At 48.2% G+C, this 23,303-nt stretch carries 20 protein-coding genes and 1 tRNA gene; 16 read left to right on the top strand and 5 right to left on the bottom strand.

Annotated elements, in window-relative coordinates:
- The first annotated feature begins 29 nt into the window (after positions 1-29).
- The 3 genes from M1L52_RS04760 (at position 30) to M1L52_RS04750 (ending at position 6,102) form a co-directional block, all read left to right on the top strand.
- Positions 30-2,483, top strand: coding sequence for a glycoside hydrolase family 127 protein (locus M1L52_RS04760; protein ID WP_248613789.1), 2,454 nt, complete (start codon positions 30-32; stop codon positions 2,481-2,483).
- Positions 2,484-2,557: 74 nt separating this feature from the next.
- The gene (locus tag M1L52_RS04755; protein ID WP_248613786.1) at positions 2,558-3,961 is read left to right on the top strand and encodes a sensor histidine kinase; all 1,404 of its coding nucleotides are present in this window, start codon (positions 2,558-2,560) and stop codon (positions 3,959-3,961) included.
- Positions 3,962-3,966: 5 nt separating this feature from the next.
- The gene (locus tag M1L52_RS04750; RefSeq protein ID WP_248613785.1) at positions 3,967-6,102 is read left to right on the top strand and encodes a C10 family peptidase; all 2,136 of its coding nucleotides are present in this window, start codon (positions 3,967-3,969) and stop codon (positions 6,100-6,102) included.
- Positions 6,103-6,203: 101 nt separating this feature from the next.
- Here the strand turns inward: M1L52_RS04750 and M1L52_RS04745 are convergent, their stop codons facing one another.
- A complete protein-coding gene (locus M1L52_RS04745; RefSeq protein ID WP_248613777.1) occupies positions 6,204-7,079 on the bottom strand; it encodes a helix-turn-helix domain-containing protein in 876 nt (291 codons plus the stop codon).
- 230 nt (positions 7,080-7,309) lie between these two features.
- Here M1L52_RS04745 and prmC point away from each other — a divergent pair, with 230 nt between their 5' ends.
- From prmC to M1L52_RS04700, 9 genes are all read left to right on the top strand, one after another.
- Entirely contained in the window at positions 7,310-8,182 is an 873-nt protein-coding gene (gene prmC, locus M1L52_RS04740; RefSeq protein WP_248613775.1) for a peptide chain release factor N(5)-glutamine methyltransferase, read from the top strand.
- Between the two features lie 27 nt (positions 8,183-8,209).
- The gene (locus tag M1L52_RS04735) at positions 8,210-8,674 is read left to right on the top strand and encodes a regulatory protein RecX (RefSeq protein ID WP_248613773.1); all 465 of its coding nucleotides are present in this window, start codon (positions 8,210-8,212) and stop codon (positions 8,672-8,674) included.
- Between the two features lie 75 nt (positions 8,675-8,749).
- Entirely contained in the window at positions 8,750-9,382 is a 633-nt protein-coding gene (gene pyrE / locus M1L52_RS04730; protein WP_248613771.1) for an orotate phosphoribosyltransferase, read from the top strand.
- Between the two features lie 3 nt (positions 9,383-9,385).
- Complete coding sequence (locus M1L52_RS04725) at positions 9,386-9,802, top strand: SRPBCC family protein (RefSeq protein WP_248613769.1); 417 nt, start codon at positions 9,386-9,388, stop codon at positions 9,800-9,802.
- A 183-nt stretch (positions 9,803-9,985) separates the two neighbouring features.
- Positions 9,986-10,366, top strand: a complete 381-nt coding sequence (locus M1L52_RS04720) for a GxxExxY protein (RefSeq protein ID WP_248613768.1) — start codon at positions 9,986-9,988, stop codon at positions 10,364-10,366.
- 44 nt (positions 10,367-10,410) lie between these two features.
- Positions 10,411-10,902 (top strand): hypothetical protein, encoded by a 492-nt coding sequence (locus tag M1L52_RS04715; RefSeq protein WP_248613767.1) that lies wholly within the window; start codon positions 10,411-10,413, stop codon positions 10,900-10,902.
- Positions 10,903-11,039: 137 nt separating this feature from the next.
- Positions 11,040-12,371, top strand: coding sequence for an argininosuccinate lyase (gene argH / locus M1L52_RS04710; RefSeq protein WP_248613766.1), 1,332 nt, complete (start codon positions 11,040-11,042; stop codon positions 12,369-12,371).
- A complete protein-coding gene (locus tag M1L52_RS04705) occupies positions 12,368-12,943 on the top strand; it encodes a hypothetical protein (RefSeq protein WP_248613765.1) in 576 nt (191 codons plus the stop codon). The genes argH and M1L52_RS04705 overlap by 4 nt, the downstream gene beginning before the upstream one ends.
- Positions 12,944-13,108: 165 nt before the next feature.
- Positions 13,109-13,193 (top strand) — tRNA-Leu (locus tag M1L52_RS04700).
- Positions 13,194-13,397: 204 nt separating this feature from the next.
- Here the strand turns inward: M1L52_RS04700 and M1L52_RS04695 are convergent.
- Entirely contained in the window at positions 13,398-13,667 is a 270-nt protein-coding gene (locus M1L52_RS04695; RefSeq protein WP_248613764.1) for an HU family DNA-binding protein, read from the bottom strand.
- A gap of 236 nt (positions 13,668-13,903) precedes the next feature.
- Here M1L52_RS04695 and M1L52_RS04690 point away from each other — a divergent pair, with 236 nt between their 5' ends.
- The 3 genes from M1L52_RS04690 to secDF all read left to right on the top strand — a co-directional run bounded on the left by M1L52_RS04690 (position 13,904) and on the right by secDF (position 19,118).
- The gene (locus M1L52_RS04690; protein ID WP_248613763.1) at positions 13,904-14,752 is read left to right on the top strand and encodes a rhomboid family intramembrane serine protease; all 849 of its coding nucleotides are present in this window, start codon (positions 13,904-13,906) and stop codon (positions 14,750-14,752) included.
- 20 nt (positions 14,753-14,772) lie between these two features.
- A complete protein-coding gene (locus M1L52_RS04685) occupies positions 14,773-15,861 on the top strand; it encodes an endonuclease/exonuclease/phosphatase family protein (RefSeq protein ID WP_248613761.1) in 1,089 nt (362 codons plus the stop codon).
- 200 nt (positions 15,862-16,061) lie between these two features.
- Positions 16,062-19,118 (top strand): protein translocase subunit SecDF, encoded by a 3,057-nt coding sequence (secDF, locus tag M1L52_RS04680; protein ID WP_248613759.1) that lies wholly within the window; start codon positions 16,062-16,064, stop codon positions 19,116-19,118.
- A gap of 311 nt (positions 19,119-19,429) precedes the next feature.
- Here the strand turns inward: secDF and M1L52_RS04675 are convergent, their stop codons facing one another.
- Positions 19,430-20,458, bottom strand: a complete 1,029-nt coding sequence (locus M1L52_RS04675; protein WP_248613758.1) for an acyltransferase family protein — start codon at positions 20,456-20,458, stop codon at positions 19,430-19,432.
- A 141-nt stretch (positions 20,459-20,599) separates the two neighbouring features.
- On the opposite strand from M1L52_RS04675, the gene M1L52_RS04670 reads away from it, so the two are divergent.
- Entirely contained in the window at positions 20,600-21,403 is an 804-nt protein-coding gene (locus M1L52_RS04670) for a gluconate 5-dehydrogenase (RefSeq protein WP_248613756.1), read from the top strand.
- Between the two features lie 404 nt (positions 21,404-21,807).
- On the opposite strand, the gene M1L52_RS04665 is transcribed toward M1L52_RS04670, so the two are convergent.
- Together M1L52_RS04665 and M1L52_RS04660 are read right to left on the bottom strand one after the other, a co-directional pair.
- Positions 21,808-22,392, bottom strand: coding sequence for a hypothetical protein (locus tag M1L52_RS04665; protein WP_248613754.1), 585 nt, complete (start codon positions 22,390-22,392; stop codon positions 21,808-21,810).
- A 39-nt stretch (positions 22,393-22,431) separates the two neighbouring features.
- Positions 22,432-23,130 (bottom strand): hypothetical protein, encoded by a 699-nt coding sequence (locus M1L52_RS04660; RefSeq protein WP_248613751.1) that lies wholly within the window; start codon positions 23,128-23,130, stop codon positions 22,432-22,434.
- Positions 23,131-23,303 lie beyond the last annotated feature (173 nt).

The raw sequence follows: 23,303 nt of genomic DNA, 5'->3' as shown, positions 1-23,303 counted from the left end.
TAATGAATAACTCCAATAACCAAAACAATATGAAAAAAATAGCTATTATTTCTTCATTCATCATTTATCATTTATCATTTAGCGTAGCGCAAACAGGCTATCCAATCACTCCAGTACCTTTCACACAGGTGAAGGTAACACCTGGCACGTTCTGGGGACAACGTCTGGAAGCAAGTCGCAACACCACCGTGCCTCTGGCTTTCTCGAAGTGCGAGAGCGAGGGACGTTACAAGAACTTTGAAAATGCTGCAGCCCATCTCAAAGACCCGTCAAAGGTGTTCAAGGTTAATGGTGTGGGCTTTTCTTTTGACGATACAGACCCCTATAAAACCATTGAGGGTGCTGCCTATATTCTCCAGACTTATCCCGACAAGAAGCTCGAAGCCTACTGTGACTCGGTGATAGACATCATTGCTTCGGCACAGGAGCCCGATGGCTATCTGTACACTGCACGTACGCAGAACCCTGCTGACCCTCACCACTGGGCTGGCGACCGCCGCTGGGTGAAGGAGGAAGACCTCTCTCACGAGCTATATAATCTCGGTCACATGGTAGAGGGTGCCGTTGCCTACTGGCAGGCTACTGGCAAACGTAAGTTCCTTGACGTTGCCTGTCGCTATGCCGACGTGTGTCTGAAAGAGGTAGGCCCCAATGCAGGCCAGATGACTGTCGTGCCCGGTCATCAGATTGCTGAGATGGCTATGGCTCGCCTCTATCTGGCTACTGGCGAGAAGAAATATCTGGACTTCGGCAAGTTCCTGCTCGACTACCGTGGCAAGACCAATATCAAGCAGGAGTATTCACAGAGCCACAAGCCCGTGGTTAGTCAGGACGAGGCCGTGGGTCATGCCGTACGTGCTGCCTATATGTATGCCGGCATGGCTGACGTGGCTGCGCTGACAGGCGATAAGAACTATGTCAAAGCCATTGACAATATCTGGAACAACATCGTAACGAAGAAGCTGTATATCACTGGCGGCATTGGTGCAACAAGTAATGGTGAGGCCTTCGGCAAGAACTATGAGCTGCCCAACATGAGCGCTTATTGCGAGACATGTGCCGCCATTGGCAATGTCTATGTGAACTACCGTCTGTTCCTGCTCCATGGCGAGTCGAAATACTACGATGTGCTGGAGCGCACACTCTACAACGGCCTCATCAGCGGCGTGTCACTCGAAGGCAATGGATTCTTCTACCCCAACCCACTGGAGTCGATGGGACAGCACCAACGTCAGGCTTGGTTCGGCTGCGCCTGCTGTCCAAGCAACATCTGCCGATTCATCCCCTCACTGCCAGGCTATGTCTATGCAGTGAAGGACAAGAATGTCTATGTAAACCTGTTCCTCTCAAACAGCTCTACGTTAAAGGTAGGTGGCAAGAAGGTTCAGCTCAGCCAAAGTACCAACTACCCATGGGACGGCGACATTACTATCACTATTGACAAAAGCACGGCGGGCGAGTTTGCCCTAAAAATCCGCATCCCCGGCTGGCTGAAGAACCAAGCTGTGCCATCCGACCTCTATCGCTATACTGACAACAAGCGCCTCGGCTACACCGTGACGGTGAATGGAAATGCGGTCACTAGTTCTAATCATACCTCTCAGTTCTCCACTCTCAGTTCTCAGTTCTCACCCGACGGCTACTACACTATATCACGCAAGTGGAAGAAGGGCGACAAGATTCAGATTCATTTCGATATGGAGCCGCGCACCGTACGTGCAAACAACAAGGTAGAGGCCGACCGCGGTATGGTGGCCATAGAGCGCGGACCACTGGTCTACTGCGCCGAGCACCCCGACAATCAGTTTGATGTATTCTCGGCACTTGTCAACCAGGAACCGCAGTTCCAGTTGGGCAAGACCGAAATAGCCGGTACGTCTATAGTCACGCTGAAAACCGATGCACAGACCCTCGACTTCAACAAACAGGGAAAGCTCGTTGCACAGGATCGCACCCTAACCCTCATCCCCTACTACGCATGGTGTCATCGCGGCAGCGGTAAGATGCGCGTATGGCTGCCACAGGATCTCAGTGCAACCACACCTGCACAGCCTGCCACACTGGCATCAGAGAGCAAGGTAAGCTCATCGACACGCATGCAAGCACTGTCAGCAGTCAACGACCGTCTGGTGCCAAAGGGCGAGAACGACCGTTCTGTTCCCTACACCCACTGGTGGCCAAAGAAAGCCTCAACGGAGTGGATAGCCTATGAGCTGCCACAGGAGAGCACGGTGAGCACAACGACAGTCTATTGGTTCTCTGACAAGCCTTGGGGCGGATGTGATGTGCCGAAGTCATGGCGACTGCTCTACAAGACTGCTGACGGACAGTGGAAAGCCGTAGAGGGTGCTGACGCATATACCACCCATGCCGGTGTTGCCAATACTGTCAACTTCACTCCGGTGAAAACTAAGGCTTTACGCCTGGAAGTGACCCTTTCAGACCATGATTCTGCCGGTTTATTCGAATGGAGTGTAAAATAAATTTGGTGGTTCAATAAAAAATATTATCTTTGCAACCGAAAATAATACTTTTTGAATAAATATGACTATGCAAAATGACTAAAAAGACCATCACGATTCTCTTACTGACTCTTACAGTTTTTGTCGTCAAGGCACAGACTGCTGAGACTCAGTCTGCTATAAGACAGAGCACTGAGAAAATCATCAAGTCAGCCGAACAGGCCTATATCGGCAACAACTATAACGGCGCTTTCGACATGTTGCGCGATGCTGACCACAATGTTGCTGCCTCTAGTGCAAGCGACAAGGAAAAGGCATCACTCTACTACCAGACAGCCAAGCTCCGCATGCAGATGTATATGCGCATGCGCCGCAGCCAGCAGGCCAACGACCAGATGGAGCGCATGGAGAAACACGCCAATAATAGCGGCGACGACAACATCATCGATGACCTGCTCTACAACAAAGCCATCCTACATTACACCTTCGGAGAAACCACCAAGGGTAATGCTGTCTTCCACGAGATGGCCAACCGCATGATGGCAAAGAAGAGCTACGACAAGGTGGAAGAGGTCTATAAGACCCTTATCAAGAGCGGACGAAACTCAGGCAACGCACAGCTCGTGGCACAGTCCTACGACAACTACATTGCATGGAAAGACTCTGCCCACGCACAGAAATTGGCCGATGTCACAGGAGAGCTGAAACAGCAGATCAGCGACCTCGAGACGACAATAGAAGAGAAAGACTCGTCGCTATCCACACGCAAAGCCATCATCGTAGCACTATGCCTGCTTACATTAGTGCTGGCAGTGGTGCTGGTCGTAGGTGCCGTAATTTTGCTGCGCTTCATACTGCTCACTCGCAAGCAGAAGAAGACCATACGTCTGGCCAACGACAGCAATGCGCTGAAGGCAAAGTTCATAAGCAACATCTCGGCACAGCTCGAACCCACGTTCCGTAAGCTCGACAACAAGCAGCCAGAGGTGCAGGCCCTGCTCGACTTCGCAGCCCACATACAGACTCTCTCCGATCTCGAGAACAGCGAAGAGGAGGTAGAGCTTGAAGAAACGTCTATCCAGCCTTTCTGCGAGGAGATAATGAACGAGATAAGAGGAAAGGTGAGCACAAGCGTATCACTCGTAGTCAACGCTCCAAAGATGAGCGCAAACATCAACAAGGAATACGTAAGTCATATCCTGCGCCACCTCCTGCAGAACGCTGCAGAGCATTCGCCCAACGAAGGCACCATAACACTCGACTTCAAGAAGCGCGGTCCTCACACATGCCAGTTCCTCGTTTCAGACAACGGAGAGGGCATACCCGAGGAGAAGCGCGAGGATGTGTTCAAGCCATTCCTCGAGATTCGCGACCTCACACAGGGCGACGGCCTCGGACTGCCCATCTGCAAACAGATGGCACTGAAGATGAAGGGCGACCTCGACATAGACCCACAGTTCACCAAGGGCACACGTTTCGTGCTCGAGCTACACGGATAGTAGATATGAGAAGACTACACCTCACCATCCTGCTCGCTGCCATATTCTCATTCACTATAGAGACGATGGCACAAACAGGTGGGAGTGCAGGTGTGGTAAGGGTAAAACCAAAAGTAGAGAGTTTCACAACAACGGTAAACGGCACAGCACGTCAGGGCGAGCCGTTTACCGTTGTCTATACCCTTTCAGCCAACTCATGGAAGGGAGGACACAGGCCGCGGCAAGGCAAGGGCTTCCAGATAAAGGATGTCGATTATGTCACCATTAGAAGCAAACCGTTCATGCAGCTGAACACAAAGGTGACCTACGTCACATCGCTCAGCGGAGAACAGGAACTGCCAGGCATGTCAATACAGGTGGGCGACTCCATCTACACATCAGAGAGAAAAACCGTCAACATCGTTCCCAATGCCGACTATGGCGAAGAGATGATGGCTGCCCACCAGTGGCTGCTGAAAGAAGGCAAGAACCCCGACTCGCTTTGTCTCACTATGGACAATGCCGATAAAGACTTCCTGCTGTTTGCCGACAAGCGTAACCAAGCGTTCTGCATCATCGGCAGAAAACAGATATGGCCGCTCATAGGACAGCCAGTGATGGCATACGGCACTGACAACGCCATCTCAATCAATGGCACAGACCGCAACTACAACAGCATCATACTGCACTTCCGTCAGCAGATAGAAGCGCTGAAGAACACACCAAAGAACTTCGCGTCGTCAACAAAAAAGGTCTATGAGCCCAAACACCATGCCGTGGAGCCTCTGCTCAGAAACAGACGATGGGGTCAGCTCGGGCCTTACAACATGATGAGCCCTACATACGACAACAAGAAAACACTCGTTGGCTGTGTGCCATTGGCACTGGCATTGGTGCTCGACTATCACCGCTGGCCAGAGACAGGACAGTCAAACGTGTACTATCAGACCAACAGCGACAAGGTCTATAACGTTGACTACACCACCTTCAAGCCACAATGGGAAACCTTCAAGGACAGCTATAACAACAGGGACAGCACAGCCGACATAGCCAACCTGTCAAAGACGCTCGTGATGCTCGGGCTCGCCATTGATGCAACATTCCGTGAAGGAAGCACATCGGCAAACCTGGGGAACGTTAAGCCAGTGCTGTGCAACAACCTCGGCTATTCCGGACGCGCCACATTCTATGAGAGAGGATGCTCCGAGGAAGACATCGCGGCTGTCATTTACCGCAATCTTGACAACCATCAGCCATGCCTCGTATCAAACGATGGCCATGTCTTCGTATGCGACGGATATAAGGACGACTTTCTCCACTATAACCTTGGATGGTTCGGCAACTTCAACGGCTACTACCGCATGAAGCTCGGCAACTATGACAAGCCTGCCAACAAGAATCTATTACTCGTGAAATATCTCGTTGCCGACATCATCCCACAGAAAGGAGAGATAAAACGCGAGGTGACACTCCAAAAAGCCGGCACACTCGCACAACTGCTTACCGCAGAGGGACAACGCAGCATAACGCAGCTCACCATCAGCGGTCCACTGAACAGTGCCGACATAAGACTGCTCCGCAGGATGGCAGGCGCCTTTGACGAAGAGGCATCAGCAGCAGACTGGGACGGCGGCTCACTAAAACACCTGAATCTAAAGGAGGCCACCATTGTCAACGATAAAGAGCCATATCTCACCGAGCGTGCCACAGGCGTATGGACTCACTGGGAGACCGACAATTCCGGCAAGAGCAAAACCGTTAAATACAGCTTCGCCACAATGACCGAGAAGGAATGGAAAGGCTTCAAAAGAGACATTGGCGACAAACAGGAAGGCCGCTTCTATACACGTTCCAACGATAACAGCTACTGGACTCACTACACAAGCCAGAAGAATGTCATCGGAGAAAACATGTTCGCTCGCTGTTCATCACTCCACAGCATCATTCTTCCACAATCCACAACAGAGATTGGCGACTATGCTTTCATGCGATGCATCTCCCTGAAGAAAATAACAATACCACAAAAGACGGAGACTCTCGGCAAGAAGGCTTTCCTCAACTGCACCTCATTGGAAAAAGTCCTTGCCCCCGCTAAAATGCAAACAAAAGGAGTAGCGTGCGACAAATGCTCACCCATACTCCGCAGCATCACCCGGTATTAAGGCTTTTGCTGTTCTTATTAAACTATACCTGTTATTCTTATTAAACTCTGCTGGTGTTTAGACTAAACTGTGGTGGTGTTTAGACTAAACTAAATTGCGGCTTATGACTTGCGATAACGCGAAGGACTCATGCCGACATGCTCCTTGAAGTACTTGCCGAGGAACGACTGGTTGGGGAAGTTCATCTCCTTGGCAATTTCCTTTATGTTGCGTGTTGTGTTCTTAAGAATGACACGAAGCTCAAGTGTCACATAGTTGTCAATCCATTCGTTAGGAGTCTTACAGCTCACCTGCTTAACCATCTCAGAGAGATATTTCGGAGTGATGCCTATCTGCTGGGCATACCAGCTTACGCGACGCTCCCTCTTGCAGTTATCCTCAACGAGCTTTATGAATTGAGTAAAGATGATATCACCACGAGTGACACGAACCTTCTTTACTTGTTTGAAACGATAGATTACATCGCCAAGGTCGTAGAACATAGCAAGCATAAGAGTGCGCACAAGGTCACGACGGAAATGGCTTTCAGTATTAACAATCTTCTTCTTCACCAGCTGATAGTAGTCACTGAAAATCTTCTCATCATGCTCAGAGAGATTGAAGATTGGGTGGTTGTGAGCAAAGAGGAACAAAGCTGATATGTCGCTCACACTACGGATTATCTCATTATAAAAAGGTAGTGAAACCATGAGGCAGAGACCCTCGAAGTCGGGAGTGGCTTCATATTTATCAAGCACATGACGCTCTGACACTACAAACAGGTGGTGTGCGGTCAGCTTCAGTGGATTCTCATCAAGCGTGAAACTAACAGAGCCTCGTGTACACAGGCACATCAGAATAAAATTCATGCGACGAGCATCTGTGGGGAACGGTACACCTGTCAAATTATCTATCATCAGCATGTCATCACCAAGAGGGATGCAGCTGTTCCATCCTTTCACTTTTTCAAAGTTTGTCTCTACTATTGATCTATCCATATTAGTTAGTTAAATTCAAAGTTAAACAAGCAGTTTTTCAACTGCAAAGGTACATAAAAAAAGAAAAACAGGACAATCGAAATGTAATTTTTTGACCAAATTTTTGAATTATTTGTTCTTTATAGGTTCTTTTTTGCATTTCCCTTTGCTTTTTTGGGGTATAATATTTATCTTTGCAAGAGAAAAAATATCATTTTCTCGAGATTTCGAGGTTTCGAAAAAAAAGAAAGATGACCTTCAAAGAATTCTGGGAACCATTGACGGCAATATATGAGACGGGCGAGGCGAAGGCTGTTGCACGTTTGGTGATGGAGATACGCTTCGGACTGTCAATGACGGATGTGGTTTGCGGAAAAACGGGGGATGAAACAGAGATGCTGGTGTTGCAGCAGCGCCTGCTGGCGGCAGAACCGGTACAATATGTGCTGGGCGAAGCGGAGTTTGGCGGCAGAACCTTCCATGTGGAGCCAGGAGTGCTGATACCGAGACCCGAGACCTACGAACTCTGTCAATGGATAGTGGAGAGTGAAGCGGAAAAAGCTGACGACAAGAGTCGTAAAAAGCCACTGCGTGTTCTCGACATCGGCACCGGCAGCGGATGTATTGCCTGTACGCTGGCAGCAGAACTGCCTGAGGCAGAGGTGACGGCATGGGACATCTCCGACGATGCCCTGCGCATAGCTGCTGAGAATGCCAAACGCACTAATGTTAGCGTGTCGTTCGAGAAGGTGGATGCGCTTAATCCTCCCCTCCTTCACAGGGAGGGGTCGGGGGTGGGTCTGCCTGAGTTGGGTCTTCATATCATCGTAAGCAATCCACCTTATATATGTAATAAGGAGGCAAAAGACATGGAGCGCAACGTGTTAGACCACGAGCCATCGTTGGCGCTCTTCGTGCCCGATGACGACCCGCTACTGTTCTACAGGGCGATAGCGCAATATGCTTGTAGTGCCCTGATGCCTGGAGGAAAACTCTTCTTCGAGCTTAATGCCCTCTATGCCGAAGAGACAAGACAGATGCTTCGCGACATAGGGTTCACCGATGTGGAACTGCGTAACGACCAGTTCGGCAAGCCAAGAATGATGAAGGCTGTGAAGAGATGATGGAAGCTGCAATAATAACGAATTACTATGATTGAAGATATTGTTTTTCAACGACTCTCCGCCTTATGTGCACGCGGTGAACACTGTCAGCACGACATGACGGAAAAGATGAAGCGCTGGGAGGTGGACGAGGAGACACAGGCAGCCGTAATGGAGCGCCTCATAAAGGGTCGCTATATAGATGACGAACGCTACACGCGTGCCTTCGTACACGACAAGATAGCCTACAACCAGTGGGGACGCAGGAAGATAGAACAGGCGCTATGGCTGAAACATGTGGATGGCGACATTGTCAAGGCAGTGCTCGACGATGTTGATGACGAGGACTACATCAACGCACTGCGACCACTGCTCCGACAGAAAGAGAAGAGCGTGAAAGGCCGTTCCGACTATGAGCGTCGCATGAAGCTGATGCAGTGGGCTGCCGGCCGCGGCTTTACTTTTGACATCATTCGCCAGTGCATGGATACCGATGGCTTTGAAAATGACTGAAAAAGCAAAAAAAATTTTGCCTTTCGGTTGGTTTGCACTACCTTTGCACGCAGTTTTAACAATTATAATTTACACATGAACTCTATTAAGAAGCTTTTCGCACAGAAACTGATGGACGTGAAGGCCATCAAACTTCAGCCAAACGAGCCCTTCACATGGGCAAGTGGATGGAAATCACCTATCTATACTGACAACCGCAAGACACTGGGCTATACCGACGTGCGCTCGTTCGTGAAACTGGAGCTGTGTCACATCATCCAGAGCGAGTTCCCCGAGGCCGAGGCTGTGGCAGGAGTCGCAACAGGTGCCATAGCACAAGGTGCCCTTGTGGCAGACCAGCTCGGACTGCCCTACTGCTATGTGCGTCCGAAGCCGAAAGATCACGGCATGGGCAACCAGGTGGAAGGTGAGCTGAAGAAGGGTGCCAAGGTTATCGTAGTAGAAGACCTCATCTCTACTGGCGGCTCTTCGCTGAAGGCTGTTGCCGCACTGCGCGAATATGGCGTGGAGGTCATCGGCATGGTGGCATCGTTCACCTACGGCTTCCCTGTTGCCGAGGAGGCATTCCGCGAGGCAGGCGTACGTTTGGTGACACTCTCTGACTACAACGCTGTAGTAGAGCAGGCTGCCGAGACAGGATATATCAAGGAAGAAGACAAGGCCGTGCTGGCTGAGTGGAGAAAGAATCCGAGTGAATGGGGGGTATAGACAATGGCAAAATTTGAAAGTACGATAAAGCAGGTGCCGTATCCTCAGGAGGCGGTATATAATAATCTTAGTGACCTGACAAATCTGGAGAAGGTACGCGACCGCGTGCCCGAAGACAAGCTCCAGGACTTCTCGTTCGACAAGGACACGGTGTCGGTAAGCGTGCCTCCCATAGGCAAGATCACCATCCGCATCTGTGACCGCGAGGAACCGAAATGCGTTAAGTTCGAGAGTGTTGACTCTCCCATGCCTTTCCATCTGTGGATTCAGGTTCTTCCAGTGACTGCAGAGTCTTCAAAGATGAAGGTAACCGTAGATGCCGACATCCCCTTCATGCTCAAGGGCATGGTCTCTGGTCCTCTTCAGGACGGCGTCGAGAAGATTGCCGACGCGCTGGCGATGATTCCTTATCGACTATAGGCTTTGACTATAGACGAAGACTGTAGACTATAGATTTATGACTACAGACTGTAGACTATAGACGAAGACTGTAGACTATAGATTTATGACTACAGACTGTAGACTATAGACGAAGACTGTAGACTATAGATTTATGACTACAGACTGTAGACTATAGATGAACCTAAATAATAGAGTATAAGAATGGATACTAAGGAGCTGATAGAGACAATTATAGAATGCGCAAAGAGGGTTAGAGGTCAACTGACACCTGGTTTCGAGGAAAAAGTCTATAAGAACGCTATGTTCATAGAGCTTCGGGATTGTGGTATAGAGGTTGAAACCGAAGTTCCCTTTAATGTGTACTATAAGGAACATGTCGTCGGCTCTTATAAAGCAGATATCATTGCTAACAGGAAAGTTATTATCGAGCTCAAAGCCACAAATGCACTTGTGCCTATAAACGAAGTGCAGCTAGTCAACTACCTCACCGCTACAGGCATTGACGACGGCATTCTCATCAACTTCGGTTCAGAAAAAATAGAAATCAGACACAGGACTCGCCTTTACAAAAGAAAACAGTAACATCTTTCTTGAGACTTGTTTCTTGCTTAACAAAAACAATATAGATGACTATTTACATAAAGCACAGTTTGTGGAAATACTTGCTATATGCGATGATATGGCTATTGGTATCGGTTCCTTTACCAATTGGGTTGATTAGCTGGAGTTTCGAATCACATCCATTAGCATTTATTTTCTTGTCGTGCATTGAGATTTTCTTTTTTTATATGTTTGTATGCCATTTTGTTGAACTGGCCGAAAGGCTTTGCGGTATACCCTATATAACGATAACTGACGAATTTTTCAGCTATAGAAATGGAGCCGTATTAAGAGAAGACAAAATTTTTTATTTTAGTGATATAAAGAAATTTTCATTTACCGAGTGGAAAGGAAGCATAGAAAATAGCACATTTATAACTATAAAAGTAAAAGAAAATGCGTTGGAAGAGCATGACGTGCTTGACACAACAAGTCTTGACACAAAACCAAAAGAAATTTACGATTTGCTAAATGAAAAACTTAATAGCTATAACACAAGAGCTACGAATGCTGTCTAAAGTCTATAGTCTAAAGTCAAAAATCTATAGTCTGAAGTCTAAAGTCAAAAATCTATAGTCTGAAGTCTAAAGTCAAAACCCTGTAGTCTAAAGTAAAAAATCTGAAGTCTGAAGTCAAAAAATTCTAAAGTCAAAATATGAAACTCTGGGAAAAAAACTACGAGGTAAATGCGGAGATAGACCGCTTCACCGTTGGTCGTGACCGCGAGATGGACCTTTACTTGGCACCATACGACGTGCTGGGGTCGATGGCACATATAACCATGCTTGAGAGCATTGGCCTGCTGGGCAAGGACGAACTGCCACAGCTGCTGTCGGAGCTGAAGAATATCTACGCCCTGACACAGAAGGGCGAGTTCATAATCGAAGACGGCATCGAGGATGTACACTCACAGGTGGAGCTGATGCTCACCCGTAAGCTCGGCGATATGGGTAAGAAGATTCATTCGGGCCGCTCACGCAACGACCAGGTGCTAGTAGATCTGAAGCTCTTCACACGCCATCAGCTGCGACTAGTGGCCGACGATGTGAAAGACCTCTTCGACCAGCTCATAGCCAAGAGCAACCAGTATAAAGAGGTGCTCATGCCCGGCTACACCCACCTGCAGGTAGCCATGCCTTCAAGCTTCGGACTGTGGTTCGGCGCCTATGCAGAGAGTCTTGCCGACGATATGCTCTTCCTTCAGGCAGCCTATAAGATGACCAACCGCAACCCACTGGGTTCGGCAGCAGGCTATGGCAGCTCGTTCCCTCTTAACCGTCAGATGACCACCGACCTGCTGGGCTTCGACTCCATGGACTATAACGTGGTATATGCCCAGATGGGACGCGGCAAGACCGAGCGCAACGTGGCCTTTGCACTGGCATCGATAGCCGGCACCATGGCTAAGCTCGCCTTTGACGCCTGCATGTTCAACTCGCAGAACTTCGGATTCGTGAAACTGCCAAAGGAGTGCACCACCGGCTCGAGCATCATGCCTCACAAGAAGAACCCAGATGTGTTTGAGCTCATCCGCTCGAAGTCTAACAAGCTGCAGTCGCTACCCTATCAGATAACGATGATGATGAACAACCTGCCCGTGGGCTATTTCCGTGACCTGCAGATCATCAAGGAGGTCTTCCTTCCCGCTTTCGACGAGCTGCGCGACTGCCTGCACATGACCGCTTATATTATTAATAAGATAGAGGTGAACGACCATATACTCGATGACACGCGCTACGACCCAATGTTCTCGGTAGAAGAGGTGAACCGCCTGGCTGCTGAGGGCATGCCTTTCCGCGATGCTTACAAGAAGGTGGGGCTGGACATAGAGGCAGGCAACTTCACCCCCAACAAGAATATCCACCACACTCACGAAGGCTCTATCGGTAACCTGTGTAACGACCGCATCTGTCAGCAGATGACACAGGTCCTGAACGGCTTTGGCTTCGAACGTGCCGAGGCTGCAGAGAAATCGCTGCTTGCATGAAGAGAGTCGTTTGTCTGCTGTCGTTAGTGGCTCTGTTGATGACGATGCTTACCACGAGCTGTAAGGAAGACGATGTCGTCAGCCACCGCTATCCGTGCCGTTTCTATTTCTACTATCAGATGCACCCCACAAGCCTCGTGTTCTCTGCCTATCGCAGTCCGGGCAACTACGTCTATGTGTATCAGAAGATGGAGAACGATCCCGAGCGTGGAGTAGTGTTCCGCTACATCTGCGTGCAGAGCAATGACGGCAAGACCCCTCTGGAGCGCAACCGCATAGAGACACAGGTGGAGAGCAACGTGCCCTACGTGCTTGGTGCCAACAACGAGATAGGCCTCATCATAGGCTGCACTAACTTCAACGGACCCGTTGCCTACGACCGCATCTGTCCTAACTGCACTGGCTATTTCCCACTGACATGGGTCGCCACTAACCGCCAACGAGTGGAATGCAGCAACTGCAAACGTGTCTATGAGCTTGAGACAGGTGCCATTGTTGAGGGAAATGGCGGAGACGCTCTTCTGCGATACAAAGTAAGCCTTGACGAAGTGAGGCTTAGCGTAGGGAACTGATTGTTCCAAGCAACAACGCCGCTTCGCTCAGAGTGGAGAAATGAAAAAATTAGAAATGAAAAAAAATCTGTTCTATTTTGCATTTCTCATTTTTTTGTATTACCTTTGCAGCCGTCTTTGTGCCGCTGTGCCTTTTTTAGGCCGCGCTACCCGGAAGACTGAGTGGCCGCGATGGTGGAATGGTAGACACGAGGGACTTAAAATCCCTTGACCCGAAACGGTTGTGCGGGTTCGAGTCCCGCTCGCGGCACAACACTTGCAAAGCAAGAAATGGCGCCAGCGGTCGTCAAGACCGCTCGCGGCACAACACTTGCAAAGCAAGAAATGGCGCCAGCGGTCATCAAGACCGCTCGCGGCACAACACTTGCATAATAGTTGTATTTAATAGATACACAAAATAAAAACACTCCCTCGGATGAAGGAGTGCTTTTATTTTTTCTTAAGTTAGAAGATTTTAGAGAGCAGCGTTCAGCTCAGCACCTGCCTTGAACTTAGCAACCTTCTTAGCAGCGATATTGATCTTCTGCTTTGTTGATGGGTTGATACCCTCACGAGCTGGACGCTCGTTAACAGCGAATGTACCGAAGCCAACGAGAGCAACCTTGTCACCTTCTGCAAGAGCACCCTTAATAGCTGCCAATGTAGCGTCGAGAGCCTTCTTTGCGTCAACCTTAGAGAGACCAGCACCAGCTGCAATCTTCTCAACTAATTCTGTCTTGTTCATAATAGAAAAAATGTTTTAAATGTGTGAAAAATAGGTTGTTTACCAAAAATATGACGCAAATATAAGAGAAAGTCTTCATTAAACAAACAAAAATGGCGAAAATTTGCGATTTTTCTTGAAAAAAAGTGTATAAAATGCTGTTTTCTGCTTAAAAATGGGATTTTTTCGTAATTTTGCGGCTGAAAATGGCACTTAGCCGTTATTTAATCGTTTAACGCTATAAACATCATAAAGACGTGTTTCAGAACATTCCCACAGTAACAAAAAATCTGCTGTTGATAAACCTCTTGGCATTTGTTGCCACACTGATTTTAGAACAGCAGGGCATTTACCTTGAGGTTCTCGGTGGACTGCATTTTTTTGCCTCTCCCTATTTCCATTTTTATCAGTTTGTGACCTATCTGTTCCTTCATGGTTCGTTCACTCATCTATTCTTCAACATGTTCGCACTATGGATGTTCGGATGTGTCATTGAGCGTGTGTGGGGGTCCAAGAAATACCTCTTTTACTATCTCGCGTGCGGAATAGGTGCCGGACTCTGTCAGGAGCTTGTGCAGTTCCTTACGGGAAGCATAAGCCTCACGATAGGAGCGTCGGGTGCTGTCTATGCCATCCTCCTTGCCTTTGGCCTTACCTTCCCCGATGAGCGCATGTTTATCTTCCCGCTGCCTATACCCATCAAGGCGAAATGGTTCGTTATGGGCTATGTAGCCATCGAACTGTTCTCGGCAGTCAACATGCCTGGCGACGGTGTGGCCCACATGGCTCACCTTGGCGGCATGCTCTTTGGCTTCCTGATAATACGCTACTGGCAGCGCCACCCTTACAAGCAGTTTGACATCAATGCCGGTCGCGACTTCTTAAACAACATTTTCAAGAAGAAATCAGACCCCTTTGAGCATCAGAAGCGCCAGCAGCAACAGCAACGCCAAGGACGTCCAGAGACCGATATGGAGTATAACGAGCGCAAACAGAAGCGTCAGGCCGAGGTGGACCGCATTCTCGACAAGATACGCATGAGCGGCTATGACAGTCTGACGAAAGCAGAGAAGAAGTTCCTGTTCGATGCCAGCAACGACAAATAATTGATGCCTGCTGTCACGAAATGATCAAGAAGTTCCTGTTCGGCCTCATCTCCGGTGCCAACATTGTGACCATCGCGCTGATGCTCATCGTTGGCTACAGTGACCATATCTCCCCTGAGAAGTATCCGCTGTTTGCCTGCATGGGCATGGTGTTTCCCATAACGTTATTGGCAAACCTGCTGTTCATACCGGTATGGGTGCTGCTAAGCTGGCGCCGCCTCCTCATACCCATCATCGGGTTTCTCCTTGCCTACCCTGCCATAAGGGTCTATGTGCCCCTTCACGGAAAGAGCACTGTGCCAGAAGGTTCCTTACGTGTCATCTCCTACAATGTATGCGGCTATGGCGGCAACTTCAAGTATGAGCAGGCCTTTGACACCATATTCAACTACTTTAAGGCACAACAGGCCGACATTGTGTGCATTCAAGAAGATATGTCTTCAAAATGGCTCGACACACAGAAACGCTACGAAGAATATTTCCCTTACAACGACACAACGCGCATAAGCAAAAGTCCCAAAGGCACGTTAAACAGCGTGGGCATTCACTCGCGATACCCTATACTCTTCAAGGAAGAGATACCCTATGAGTCGGAATACAACGGCTCAGTGGCTTACTATCTGAAAATCAACGACGACACGGTTATTGTCATCAACAACCACCTGGAGCACATACACCTCAACACCAAAGAGCGCAGCCGCTACAGCGAGATGATCAGTGGCGAAGTGGCACGCGACACCATGGAGACCGAGACCGTTGGCATCGTGAAGAAGCTTACTATCGGCATGAGCATACGTGCCAAGCATGCAGAAATAATCCACAAGTATATTGAGGACCACAGCCAGTACCCCATCATCTCCTGCGGTGACTTCAACGACACCCCTATCTCCTACACACGCCATACCATGGCGCGCGGTCTCACCGACTGCTTCGTGAAGTCGGGATGCGGTTTTGGCATCTCCTTCAACAGAAAAGGCTTCAGTTTCCGCATTGATTACATGATGTGTTCATCACATTTCACACCCTATCAATGCACCGTTGATGACAACATGGATGCCAGCGACCATTACCCACTACTCTGTTGGCTGAAAATGACAAGCAAAGAATAGCTCAAAAATGCGCTGTTTGTGTGTAAAAAACATACTTTTTCACCTTATTTATAAGGAAAGTGAGCGAAAAACCTTAAAAAATGTGCAATAATAGGTGAGAAATTTTCCGAAAAGCAGAAAAATAGCTATATTTGCAGGCTAAAATGCGCTATATAACCAAAATAACAGCATAAAATTAATTAAATAACATAATAAAAACAATGCAAAACAAAGGATTAGTTAAGACAATTGCAGTGGCACTAGTGCTCATCTGCTGCTTCTATCTGTCCTTCGGTTTCGTGACCAAGCACTACAATGACAAGGCAGCGGCCATGGGCGAAGAGGCAGGACAGGAGTTTCTCGATTCAATCAAGAACACAAAAGTGTTCCCCTTCCCCGGTGATGGTATCTTCAGCTGGTACACTTACAAGCAGTGCCAGGAGATGGAAATCGGTCTCGGTCTGGACCTGAAGGGCGGTATGAACGTTATCATGGAGGTTTCTGTACCCGATGTTGTTGACGTTCTCGCTGACCACAAGCAGGATCCTGCCTACCTGAAGTCACTTGCCGAGGCAAAGAAAGACGAAGAGACAAGTCAGGACGACTTCATCTCACTGTTCATCAACCGCTGGAAGCAGAATGCTCAGGGCCGCAACCTGGCAGAGATCTTCGCTACACAGCAGATGAAGGGCAAGGTTAGCACACAGTCAACCGACGCTGAGATCGAGTCTGTTCTCCGTGCTGAGGTTCAGTCAGCCATTGACAATGCCGAGAACGTTGTTCGTCAGCGTGTTGACAAGTTCGGTGTCGTTCAGCCAAACATCCAGCGCCTCGAGGGTCAGTCACGCATCATGGTTGAGATGCCTGGTGTGAAAGAGCCCGAGCGTGTACGTAAGCTCCTCCAGGGCTCAGCAAACCTCGAGTTCTGGGAGACCTATAACTCACAGGAGATCTATCCTCTGCTGTCACAGCTCGAGAGACGCTATCTCGCAGCTATGAGCAACGAGGCTGCTGACACAACAGCTACTGCTGAGGTGGCTGAGGCAAAAGCAGAGGTAGCAGACACTGTTGCTGCTGACACCACTGCTGCTGAGTCAAACCTGCTGAACCTCGCTGTAAAGGCTGGCAAGAAGGTTGACGCTGCTGCCAAGGCTGAGCGTCTGAAGGAGAATCCTCTCTTCGCTGTGTTCCAGCCAATCCCACAGGGTCTTGCCATCGTTGGCTACGCTCTTGCACGCGATACTGCCGACGTGAACAAGGTCATCTACTCTGAAGTAGCAAACCAGGTGCTGCCCGCAGAGCTGAAGCTCCGGTGGGGTGCTAAGGCTGAGGACTTCGGCACAGGCACAAGCGGTGACGTGTTCGCTCTCTATGCACTGAAGATCACCGAGCCTAACGGTCGCGCTCCACTGGAGGGTGATGTTATCACCTCTTCAAAGGACGACTTCGACCAGATGGGTCACCCATGCGTATCTATGGAGATGAACAGCGACGGTGCTCGTCGTTGGTCACAGATCACCAAGATGAACATCAACAAGGCTGTTGCTATCGTTCTTGACGACGCTGTTTATTCAGCTCCACGTATCCTCACACAGATTGATGGCGGTCGCTCACAGATCACCGGTAACTTCACCATCGAGGATACCAAAGACCTTGCAAACACTCTTAACTCTGGTAAGATGCCAGCTCCTACCCGCATCGTACAGGAAGAGGTTGTTGGTCCTTCACTCGGACAGCAGTCAATCAACCAGGGTATAATGTCGTTCGTCATCGCCTTCGTGCTGCTGATGATCTACATGATCTGCCTCTATGGCTTCATCCCAGGTATCATTTCTGATATCGCACTTCTCTTCAACCTGTTCTTCACACTTGGCATCCTCACCTCGTTCCAGGCCGCACTGACAATGCCTGGTATCGCAGGTATCGTGCTTACGCTGGGTACTGCCGTCGATGCTAACGTGCTCATCTACGAGCGTACCAAGGAAGAGCTCCGTCGCGGTCTGAACGTCAAGGAAGCTATCACAAAGGGTTACTCTAACGCTTTCTCAGCTATCTTCGACTCTAACTTCACATCACTCATCACTGGTATCATCCTGCTCTACTTTGGTACAGGTCCTGTCAAGGGCTTCGCTACAACATGGATCATCGGTATCGTTGTATCGTTCTTCACCGCTGTGTTCATGACACGTCTGGTTTACGAGAACCGCATGAAGAAAGACAAGTGGCAGAACCTCAACTTCCAGGGTGTTAAGTTCCTGAACTTATTCACCAACAGCAAGTATAACTTCATGGGTAAGTGGAAGACCACATTCACCATCTGGGGCGTTGCAGCAGTGGTGTTCCTCGGCTTCCTCTTCACACGCGGACTCAGCCAGAGCATCGACTTCACTGGTGGTCGTAACTATGTTGTTACACTCGACAAGGAGGTTAACGTTGAGGATGTGCGCACAGCACTGCAGGGCGTATTCGTAAACACTGTTGGCGAGAAGGCTGGTCAGGCTGCCAACACCAATGTTATCGCTCTGGGTACCGACGGCAAGACAGTACGTATCTCTACCAACTGGGACATCGAGTCAAACAATCCTGAGACCGACGACCAGGCAGAGGACATCCTCTATGAGGCACTGACAAAGGGCGGATTCATCAGCCAGGCAAACATCCAGGACTTCAAGAATCCTGACGTTCGCGAGGGTGGTTCAATCATCTCTTCTGCAAAGGTTGGACCTTCAGTGGCTAAGACCATCACCAATGGTGCTATCATCTCAGTCATCATTGCTCTCTTCGCCATCTTCCTCTACATCCTGCTGCGTTTCCGCAACCTGGCTTACTCTACAGGTGCTACCATAGCTCTGGCTCTTGACGCACTCATCGTTCTCGGCTTCTACTCTGTGCTCTGGAACAATGTTCCTATGTCACTTGAGATTGACCAGACCTTCATCGGTGCTATCCTGACCGTGATCGGTTACTCTATCAACGATAAGGTGGTGGTGTTCGACCGTATCCGTGAGAACTTCCAGCTCTATGCTAAGCGCGACCGCCAGCTCGTGTTCAACGAGTCACTGAACCAGACGCTTTCTCGTACCATCAACACCTCTGCAACAACATTGATCGTGTTGCTCTGTATCTTCATCCTCGGTGGTGATAGCATCCGCAGCTTCTCGTTCGCAATGATTCTGGGTGTTGTCTTCGGTACACTCTCGTCTATCTTCATCGCTGCTCCTGTAGCATTCCTCACAATGGGTAAGACCATCAAGGAAGACGTAAGCGCTCAGGCTTAAGCCAAAGATAACACACATCTTTATATAATAATAGGCGGTGCCACAACGGCATCGCCTATTTTTTTGTATCTACAAAAGTTATTATTATTTAACTCAACTTTCGCTTGTTCTTTTGACCACGAATTGAACGAATAATACGAATTTTCTACGTAGTTAACATCTAAATTGTGACTAATTTCACGAAAAGGAATCACTGTGATTCCTCAATTTGAGAAATTCGGAATTATTATCATAATCCAAGCGAAGCTACAATTCGTAAAATTCGTTCAATTCGCGGTCGCTATTTTGCATTCGAAAGTCAAATAAGGTAGCTATTTCACAATCCTTGTGAACCGATAGACGGCCCAGACGATGGCGGTGGAGAACAGGCATACAAGGAGGAAGGCAAGCGGCATTTGCCAGAATGCGGCGAAGGAGATGGCTGAAGAATCGGCAACAAAAGGCAGGCCTGCAACAGAAAGCAGACGGGCTGTGACTAACGGCACACCGCCACAAATAAAATAATAGACTATGGAATGACGGCCCACCCACGTCATGGCCTTGGAAAGACGAGTGCGCATGAACAATGGCGACTGCGACAACCGTAAGAACAGCGCCACAAGAAATGCCACAGCCACAAGGAGGTCGGCAATGAACAGCTGCCGGTCAGAGACAACTATCGGACAGAATATGAGCTGAGCACCGCTGAACCATATCTCTATCTTCATGCCAACAAATGCTGCTATCAACAGAAGAATCGCCACAGGGCTTTTCAGCCACTTCTCAGCCACTTCCTGCCAGCGATGGAACACATACCCAAGCGCCATGAGAAAAACGCCCAGAGCGGCTTCATTAACGTGCCACAGGTTCAACTGGTTATAATATGGAAAGCCTGTCATGCCGATGGTCATGGCAAAGGTAAGCGAGAAGATTGCCAAGACACAAACAGCAAGAAGAGAACGCTGGCTAAGCCTCAACACCGCTACGAAGAGCAGCTCTGCCAATATAAGGGCGGCCACGAACCACGACGCGTTGCCACTCACGATGACAATGACAAGGGGCATGACGCCCTCAAAGGCGTCGTGTGCCAATGCTTTTGGCAGGGCTATGACCGAAGTAAATACGAAGTAGGGAACGACAAGCCAGCGGAAGATGCTCCACAGCCTATGGCGCACGTCAAGTGGTTTGTCACTATAGAACAGATAGCCTGAGAGAAAGAAGAACACTGCCAGCACGTCGCCCACATAATACTCATAGGCGACGAGCGGTAGCTCAGTATAGTACATGTCGGTGTGCCACCACAGTATGGCAAGCATGGAAAAACCACGCAACATGTCAATCCAGGATAGTCTTTCTCTCATATTATCAGGGCAAAGTTATGGAAAAGAAATAGAAAAGCCAACTTTTTTCCTTTTTTTATGATAATTCTTTGTTGATAATCATTTCAAAATGGCTATCTTTGCCAGTGAAATTAATTTACTATACTAATAAAAAAAATTATTATGACAAACATGTTTTCACTTGAGGGAAAGAACGCCTGGATTACTGGCGCTTCCTACGGTATCGGTTTCAACATCGCAAAGGCTTTCGTGGCAGCAGGTGCAAAGAACATCATCTTCAACGACATCAATGAGGCTGCTCTTGAGCGCGGTCTGGCTAACTATAAAGAGGCTGGCATAGACAACGTGAAGGGCTACGTGTGCGACGTTACCGACGAGAATGCTGTAAAGGCTCTTGTAGAGAAGATTCACGCTGAGGTAGGTCAGATTGACATCCTGGTCAACAATGCCGGTATCATCAAGCGCATTCCAATGCACGAGATGAAGCGTGCCGAGTTCCAGCAGGTCATCGACATTGACCTCGTTGGTCCGTTCATCTGCTCTTCAGCTGTCATCCCCGAGATGATGGAGCGCAAGGAAGGTAAGATCATCAACATCTGCTCAATGATGTCTGAGCTCGGCCGTGAGACAGTAAGTGCTTACGCTGCTGCGAAGGGCGGCCTGAAGATGCTCACACGTAACATCTGCTCAGAGTATGGCGAGTATAACATCCAGTGCAACGGCATTGGCCCGGGCTACATCGCAACACCTCAGACGGCTCCTCTGCGCGAGCGTCAGCCCGACGGCAGCCGCCATCCGTTTGACTCATTTATCTGTGCCAAGACTCCTGCCGGACGCTGGCTCGAGCCTTCTGAGCTTGGTGGTCCCGCTGTGTTCCTGGCATCACACGCCTCTGACGCTGTAAACGGCCACGTGCTTTACGTTGACGGCGGTATTCTGGCTTACATCGGAAAGCAGCCGAAGTAAGATCCACAAAAAAATGAGGGTGTGTCAATTTTGATACACCCTCTTTTCTGACAGTTCTATAATATAGTTTTGACATCCTCGTATTCTTGTTTTTACTACCCTGAAAACCAAAGTCGTCGACTTTGGTGACCAAACTCGTCGACTTTGGTCACCAAACTCGACGAGTTTGTAAAATGGTATTGTCAGAACCACATCGCACCCCTGACTATAACACATCGCAATTCTGTAACCTTCAGTCCCATTTTAAATACCTATGTTTATGTTTTTTATAAAAACAACGGATTTCACGGATTTTACGGATTTAAGCCCTACTGATAATCAGTAACTTAGAAAATCCGTTTAATCCGTGAAATCCGTTGTGGTTAATTATGACACGTCCTCTTTTCTTTTATCTCGTTTCTATATCACCATTTTTCTCCTTTGTCCCATTTGTCCAAAGTCGTTTCTGCCTCGTCTTTGCTTAAGCGATGGAAGATATAGAGACCATTCACAGCTTCTGGTTCTCTCTTCTGAGGATACGCAGGACCTAACAGACGCATAATGCTGTCGTTAACCTCAAGAACGGTATATGCCGTAGCTCCTTTATCTCCATTTATAATGTTACGGTCAATAGTCAGGGCGTTCTGATTAGCGTAGGAGAAGGTTACGTCAGTGTTAACATCAGGTACGGTCGGGTCTATTATAGAAACATGATAGCGAAGCTCGTTGGCACTTTTTGCATAGAAAGCTATAGCTCCCATACCATCAAGCCAAGAAAGAATGTTATCACCAGTTTTTCCATCAGCATAAACATCATGGATAGCTGTTCTCTGCCATAGTCCGCCCACGAACAGTGCACTAAACTCTTCCTGAGAGTATTCCTTCACTATAGGCAGAACGGTCTCCGCTTTCTTCGATGGCTCAACTGGTTTCGTTTCATTGTCATCATCACCGCATGCAGTTAATGCTATCGCAATAAAGCATGTCAACAAAAAAGAAGATACTTTCATAAACAATACTTTTAAATTAATAATACTTGCTCTGTAGTTTTATTTCTTCACATATTTCTTTCCGTCCTTAATATACACACCTCGCGAAGGTGTGCTTGTGATGCGGCGACCTTGAAGGTCGAAGAGTGCATTTTTAATAGAATGAGAAAAAGAGGGTGCTTTTATGAAAGTTGAATGATTTAGGAATATTTGTGCTATCAAATCTGTATTAAAGACACAAACGCCATCTTCGTAACAATCTACGCAGCCCCATCCACTAATAAGATTAAATGGATCGCCAATGTTCCCAATTCCGTCAACCCATATATAATCTTCAGTTGTTATGATACCTGTTCCTTGTTCAGGAAACACCCAACGAACTTTACGATAATCACCTGCATCAGTGGCACCGAAAAAGCATTCTTCTATTGTAACTTTTCTGTTTCCTATCGTATCAACATATTTGTTGTCTTTACCAAAGTCATAGTATAATTTCTCCATGATTTCGCCCGCCTTTATCATATATACTTGCATGCCTTCATCACGTGTTGCTCCCCAATAGTGAGTCTCCTTACCTTTTTCCGTAATGAACACGCGCTTATAGCTATTGTTACCGATAATGGTGTCACCTTCCATCTTATATGTCCATTCACCGCCAGCAAAAACCTTTCCTTCCTTTGCAAAAGGATGGTATGTCCATTGAGCCATTGCTGTAATCGCTATGACCAAAAACGCTACAAATATGACGATTCGCTTCATAGGTTTTGTAGTTTGGGATGTTGCAAAGATAAAGAAAAAGAAAATAAGAAGCAAGCAATTTGGTTCACAAAAAGTTCACAAGATTACACAGAACAGATTCTGCCCGATTTCATCGAACGATATTTTCTGCTTATACAACTTTCAATTGTATTAAAAACTACATCTATAGAGAT

Source organism: Prevotella sp. E13-27 (assembly GCF_023217965.1).
Lineage (GTDB): Bacteria > Bacteroidota > Bacteroidia > Bacteroidales > Bacteroidaceae > Prevotella.
This window is presented reverse-complemented; position numbering and strand designations above follow the sequence as displayed.